The organism is Phenylobacterium sp., from assembly GCF_004799515.1.
Taxonomy (GTDB): Bacteria; Pseudomonadota; Alphaproteobacteria; order Caulobacterales; family Caulobacteraceae; genus Phenylobacterium.
The window spans coordinates 52,541-58,855 of record NZ_SSMX01000013.1 but is presented as its reverse complement, the minus strand read 5'-3'; the positions used below and the strand labels follow the sequence as shown (position 1 = coordinate 58,855).

The following is a 6,315-nucleotide window of genomic DNA, read 5'->3' as shown; positions in this document are numbered from 1 at the left end:
TCCCCGAGCCGGCGAAGTTCATGTTGCCGATCGCAACCTCGCCGTAGTTCCCCGACGCCAGCTGGATCACGTCCCCGCTGTGGGCCGCCTTCAACGCTGCCGTGAGAGCCGTGGCGCTGTTCACTGAGATAATCATTGGACACTCCGGGCAACGGGCGGGGCCAGAAGACTTTTATCTTCCATCGGAAAGCCCTGCTCGCGTTGACCGTCATAGCTATATGGGTTTGATGCTTCTAAAAGGTTTAGAGTTAACCAGGATTAATTTGAATTTACGCGCGTTAACTGTGTAGCCGATCACTACTTAAGTAGTATCCGGAAATCTACGTACCCGTTGCAGGGTGTATACCTGAGCTAAGGAAATTAGAATCCGAATGGCATCGCGAGGGCGCGGCGGGGGGCGGCGCCTGGAAGCCCGGCCGCAAGACGGGGCCATGGAACGACGGTTGGATGAGGTGACGGCGACGCGCGCCGCCGAAAACCCGGATCGAAAGGCTAGGTGCGGGCGATCGCCGTCCGCGGGGCGGCGGGGCGGGCGCGGCGCCCCCAGGCGATCAGCGGCTTTTCGATCAGCCACCAGGAGGCGGTGGCGAGCGCGAGGCCGCCCATGAAATTCACCGCCATGGCCGCGGCGTGGCCCACTGGACCCGCCCATGGCGGCGCGAACCACAGGAAATCGGTGTAGAGGTAGAAGGCGTAGCTGACGACGCCCAGGGCGGCGAGCGGCCGCCACTCTAGGAAGCGCACCAAGAGGCTGTCCTGGGAGTCGGCGAGCGCCAGGATCAGCCCCGCCGCCGCCAGGCCGGCTTCCAGCATGCCCAGCCCCATGCGCCAGTTGACCGGGTCGTTCGCCCGCACCAGGCCCAGGCCCAGGAGGGCCAACCCGCAGGCCGGCGCGATCCACTTAGCCGCCGGCATCCGCCAGCGGGAGAGCGCCGTGCGCGCGAACCCGCCCATGGCCAGGAAGGCGAAGTTGGCCATGCTGTCGGTCACCCAGACAATCCGGCTCGCCCCCTGCGCCACATGGGCCAGGCCGACACAGGCGCCCACGGCCACCACCACGGCGCAGACCACGGCGTGACGACGGGCGGGGATCAGCAGCAGGGTCGGCGCGGCGAAGAGGTAGAACTGCTCCTCGATCGCCAAGCTCCAGAGGTGGCCGAAGGTGTCCTGCCAGGTCCCCAGCACATAGGCCTGGTAGACATTGGACAGATAAAGAAGATGCCAGGGCGCGGCCTCCCAGCTCCACCCGCTCCACAGGCCAAGGGCGGACAGCGCCGCCAGCACCCCCAGCGCCAGGTAGTAGATCGGGAAGATGCGCAGGGTCCGACGGCGGATGAAGTCCCGCAGTGCGGTGAACACCGAGCGCTGGCCGGCCTCGACGCCGACCCGATCGCTGTGCAGGCCGCCGACGATCAGATAGCCGGAGAGCGCGAAGAACAGGAGCACGGCCACATGCCCGAGCTCCGTGGCGCGCAACGCGGTCCGGTGCTCCAGGAAGACGGCGACCACCGCCAAGGCGCGACAGCCGTCAAAGCCTTTGATGCGGTGCGAAGGAAGCACGCGACACGAAACCCCGAGCTGACGATCCCCGCGGCACACCTCGGTTATCGAAGTGCCATAGTCAAGACGCCGCGGGGTCGCAGACACCTCCGGAGGGTTTAGGCCTCCGAGGCGGTCGGCGCCGCGAAACGGGTGGCCGCCACGGCGTTGAACCAACTGCGGCTCGGCCGTTCGATGAACCGGAAGGTGAGCGCCGAGATCCCCAGGATCAGACCCAGATAGACCACCAGCAGGGCGAGCTCGCGCAAGGGGGTCGGCGTCGCCAGGTGTCCGGCGACCCGCCCGACGCCCAGATGGCCGGCCAGGCCCAGGATACCCGCGGAGATCAGGGCGTGGACCATATAGAGAGAGTAGGACCACTCCCCCAGCCGGACCGGCCAGCGCCGCTGCAGCATCCGCGAGATCGGCCCCTGAGACCAGGCGAAGACATAGACCACCAGGCCGAACACCAGAGGCGCCAGGTAGAGCGCGTGGCCCACCCAGACGAAGATGACCGCGGCGGCCACCGCGGCGGCCTCCACCCAGCCGTTCAGCCGGGCCCGCGGCGCATGCGCGATCAGGGCGCCGAGGAAGAAACCGGCCAGGCCGCGGAAGATCCCATAGTCATAGGTCGAGGCCGCGCCATAGGGCGCCTGGAAGAGCAGCATTCCCGCGCCGACCGCCGCGCAGGCCACGAAGGCCCAGCGCCGCCACGACAGGGCCGAGAGCATGGCGAAGATCAGATAGAGCGTCCACTCGACGCTGATCGACCAGCTGGGATCGTTCCAGGTAAGGTTCGGCTCGACGCCCAGGCCCTGCAACAGGGCCAGGTTGGTCCAGATGGCCGGGATCGAGTGCCGTTCGTCCGCGCCCAGCACACCCTCGGCGGCGGCGATGGCCACGAAGATCGCCAGGATCGACCCGTGCAGCGGCCACAGCCGCCCGAACCGCCGCAGCAGGAACCGCGACAAGGCGTGGTCGCCCTGCAGCCGTCCCTCGTAGGCCGTGGCGATCACAAAGCCGGACAGGACGAAGAAGAAGTCCACGAACAGCCAGCCGTTGGTCACCAGCGGAATGGCGTGTGTCCAGCCCAGGATCGGGAAATGGAACAGCGCCACCAGCAGAGCGCAGATCCCCCGGAAGGCGTCGAGGGCCACGAAGCGGTGACGTTCCATCATCCCCGCTTACACGAAGCCGCCGCGGGCGGCGAGACGCCACCGACGCCCTTAGGGCGCGACGGACCAGGCGCGGGGCTGCGCCGCCGTGGTGGTCCTGACCGCCGGCGCCCCGTGCCGCGCCACGATGTCCTTCTGCAGGGCGTTGGCCGCCATGAGCTGGCCACGGAACAGGGTGTCCATCGCCCAGCCGATGACCGGCACGTCGCTCATGGCGCTGTTGGCGATCATGTAGGCGGCCATGCGGGTCAAGGTCCACGGCGCGGCCCCGGCGCGGAAGCCTTCGTAGAGCAGCAGCGCCCCGGTGCCCACGCTATAGACCGTGCCAGCCACCGGCACCCAGGCCAGCACGCCGTCCAGGCCAAGCCCCCACGGCCCGATGCGGATCAGATTGTCGGACAGCCGCTTAATGCGCTCGGCGTTGCGCCAGGCGCGGTGGGCGCGATCTCGCTCGGTTTCGTCTTGCATGGCGCTGGCCCAACGTCTTCATGGACGCGGAAGCTCCACGATCGCCCCGAACCCCGAATATCCTGTGAAGACGGCGGCCGCCGGCGGCGGTCCTAGTCCTGGTCGCCTGCCGCAGCGTCCAGCAGCAGATAGAGCCGGCCGGCCTCGTCGCCCAGCAGGCTCGCCATCAGGAAGCCTTCCGGGTCGCGCACCGCCGCGTCGTCCACCAGTGTCTGGTAGCGGCGCACATAGACCTGCGCCTGGCGGCGGATCGCCTCGTTGGTGACGAGGCGCCGGCCGATGCGGCGGGTGGCGGCGGGCGCCAGGCGTTTGACCACCTCGCGGGCGCCATCGACATCGCCGGTCTGCACCGCCGCGGCGATCTCGTCGATGCGGGCCTTGGGCAGGAGCCGCGCCGGTTCGACGCCCATCTGGGTCAGCTCCGCGCCCAGGACGTCGGCCAGCCGCTCGCCCTCGGCGTCGGCGCCGTCGATGGAGGCCAGGAGATCCTTCCAGGTCCAGGACTCGCCCTCGTGCGCCGGTTCCGGCGGCTCGGCGGCGGCCCCGCCGGCGGCTTCGAACAGGGCCGAGAACTCCTCGTCCGTAGCGGTGGGCGTCAGCTTCAGGCGCGGCCGCAAGCCGGGATCCTCGACCGGCGCGGCGGGCTCCATCAGGTCCTCGAGCTCCAGGTCGTCCTCGTCGGCCGCCGTGAGGGCGAGCGGCGTGGGCTCGGGCTCAAGCGGCGGCGCGGGCCGGGCGCGGACGGGGCGCGGCGGCGCTGCCGGGCGCGGCAAAGGCGCGGTCGCCGCGGGCGCCGGCGGCAGGGTTGCCGAAACGCCCATCAGCCGCACCGCCTCGCTCATCATCTCGAAGTTGCGCCGGGCGCGGTCCTGGAAGGCCGCGTCGATCGCCTGCGCCTCCTCGGCGGTGCGCCGCGCCTGGAGGGTCAGCTCCTCTAGACCGCTGGCCACCGCCGCGCGGACCAGGTCGATCTGGTCCTGGGCGTTGGCCGGCAGCTGGGTGGCGCGGCGGTCGACCTCGGCCATCATCGCCTGCAAGGCGGCCAGCGAGGCGCGCGCCGCGGCGGCGCCCTCCTCCAGCCGCTGGGCGGTGGCCGCCCCGGCCTGATCGACCATCTCCGAGGACTGTTCGACGAGCGCGCGGGCCTCCGACAGCCTCGCTTCGAACACCTGGTTGGCCTTCTGGCCGGCGGCGAAAGCGGCTTCGGACAGCTGGTCGACCTGGTCGCGCGCCGCGGCGGCGTGGCTGGCGGCGGCGGCCCGGGTCTCCTCGGCGGCGGCGGCGAGCGCCTCGATGGCCGAGCGCGTCTGGGCCTCCAGCTGGGCGCGCTGCTGGGCGGCGGCCTCGGAGACGGTCTCCAGAGACTGCAGCGTCGACTGGCCGAACTCCTCGCGCTCGGCCCGGGCGGTCTCAGTCAGGTCGCGGAACTGGTCGGCGGCGTCGGCCATCAGGGCGCGCAGGCTCTCGCCGCCCTTCAGGGCCTGACCGCTGAGTTCGGCGGAGGAGACCCGCGCCGCGTCGATGAACTCCGAAAGCTTGGCCGCGTGCGCCTCGGCCTGGTCGGCGAAGCCTTCGTGATCGGCCCTAAGGGTCTGGGCCAGGGTGATCAACGCCGCGCGCTGCTCGGTGAGGCCGGTCTCCACGGCCCGCACCTGATCGGTGACGCCCGCGCCGGCGGTCTCCAGCCGGGCGATGTGGCGGGTGAGGTCCTCGCCGGCGGTGCGCGCCGCATCGCTGGCCTCGCCCGCCGCGGCCGCCAGGTCGGCGGCGCGGGCCGAAAGCACCGCCTCGGCCTCGCGAAGCTGGGTCTGAGCGAGCTCGGTGGCCTCGGCGACCATCTTGGCCTGCTGGGTGATGCTGTCGGTGACCCGGCTCGCCTGGGCGTCCAGGCTGTGGGCCAGCGCCCCCATCTCCGAGCGCTCGCGGCCCAGGGTGGTGGTGAGCTCGCGCGTGGTGCGCACCGAGTGGTCGGCGCTCTCCACCAGCCGCTCGCTTTCCAGCGCCAGGGCTTCGCGGAGCGCCATCAGGGTTTCGCGGGCCTCGTCGGCGGCGTGGGCGGCGCGGACGATCTCCTCGCGCACTTCCAGGACCACGTCGCGGGCCCCGCCGGCGGCGGCGATCGCCGGTCCCAGCATCTCCTCGGCGGCGGCCTTGGCGCGGCGCGCCTCGGCGCCCAGCTTCTGACCCTGGCGGATCATGTAGGCGCAGGCGAAGACAAAGACCGACGGCCCGATCGCCAGCAGGGCGAAGACCGCCAGGGCGAAGTCGTCGTTCCTAAGCGGAGCAACGGCGTTGCGGTAGCCGAGGGCGAAGGCGATCGGGGCCAGGGCCCACAGCGCGGCGACCGCGAAGGCCACGAGATAGATCGGCCAGGCGGACGGCGGACGGTAGGCGTCGACGGCGGGCGGACGCTCGGGGGCGGCCTCCTCCGGCCGCCGCGCCAGGCTCTGCGGCTGTCCAGCCGCCACCGCGGTCTGCCGCGACGGCGGCCGCAGGGACGCGTAAGGCGCGATCGGCGGCCCCGGGTCGGCGAGGTCGTGGCCGGGCGCGTCCCAATCGGCGGCGCCCTCAGGCTCGGCCAGGTCCGGGCGCGGCGAAGCGCCGAAGTCCGTGGGCCGGGTCCGCTTCTTGATCCTCATACGCCTCTTCCGTCGTAGCGGGCCGCCCATCGTCCCCGGAAAAGGACCAAGCCCGCCGCCGGCGAAGGATTACCCGCGAAGGCCCGCCGCGCAAACAGGCGCGCGCGTCGCGGATGACGAATGCGGTGGGTGAAGCGCTTCTAGACCTTCACCGCGTGGGGGCGATGGCGCCCCTGGGGGCAGGCGGTCAGCTTCATCACCTTGCGCGCCTGGGCGGTGGTGGGCGTGCGGGCGATCACCCGCTCAGCCGACGGCGGCGCCTTGTCGATCTGGACGGGCTCCTGCATCACGCCGAAATGCGACAGCGCGAAGGCCGAGGAATGCACGACCACCGTGGCGACAAGTTCGGTGAATGTCGTCATCGCGAACCCCGGCTGCGAAGCGATTCCGTCGAGCGACGTTATACGTTAAGCCAAGCCTTAGGGCGACGGCGGCCGAGGTGAATTTTGCGTAATGTTCCGCTTATAAGGGGCCAAAGATCCGGGCGGTTGGCC

At 70.8% G+C, this 6,315-nt stretch carries 5 protein-coding genes; all 5 read right to left on the bottom strand.

Features of this window, described 5'->3' with window-relative positions:
- Window positions 1-492: 492 nt before the first annotated feature.
- The 5 genes from E8A49_RS05770 to E8A49_RS05750 all read right to left on the bottom strand — a co-directional run bounded on the left by E8A49_RS05770 (window position 493) and on the right by E8A49_RS05750 (window position 6,183).
- Window positions 493-1,560: an acyltransferase gene (locus E8A49_RS05770; RefSeq protein WP_293377462.1), complete on the bottom strand. Its 1,068-nt coding sequence runs from the start codon at window positions 1,558-1,560 to the stop codon at window positions 493-495.
- 98 nt (window positions 1,561-1,658) lie between these two features.
- Window positions 1,659-2,717 carry an acyltransferase gene (locus tag E8A49_RS05765; protein ID WP_293377459.1) on the bottom strand — a complete coding sequence of 353 codons (1,059 nt, stop codon included), beginning with the start codon at window positions 2,715-2,717 and terminating at the stop codon, window positions 1,659-1,661.
- Window positions 2,718-2,765: 48 nt separating this feature from the next.
- Window positions 2,766-3,182, bottom strand: coding sequence for a DUF4112 domain-containing protein (locus tag E8A49_RS05760; protein WP_293377456.1), 417 nt, complete (start codon window positions 3,180-3,182; stop codon window positions 2,766-2,768).
- A gap of 92 nt (window positions 3,183-3,274) precedes the next feature.
- Window positions 3,275-5,821: a polar localization protein TipN gene (locus E8A49_RS05755; RefSeq protein WP_293377453.1), complete on the bottom strand. Its 2,547-nt coding sequence runs from the start codon at window positions 5,819-5,821 to the stop codon at window positions 3,275-3,277.
- Between the two features lie 140 nt (window positions 5,822-5,961).
- Window positions 5,962-6,183, bottom strand: coding sequence for a hypothetical protein (locus tag E8A49_RS05750; protein WP_293377450.1), 222 nt, complete (start codon window positions 6,181-6,183; stop codon window positions 5,962-5,964).
- Window positions 6,184-6,315: the final 132 nt, after the last annotated feature.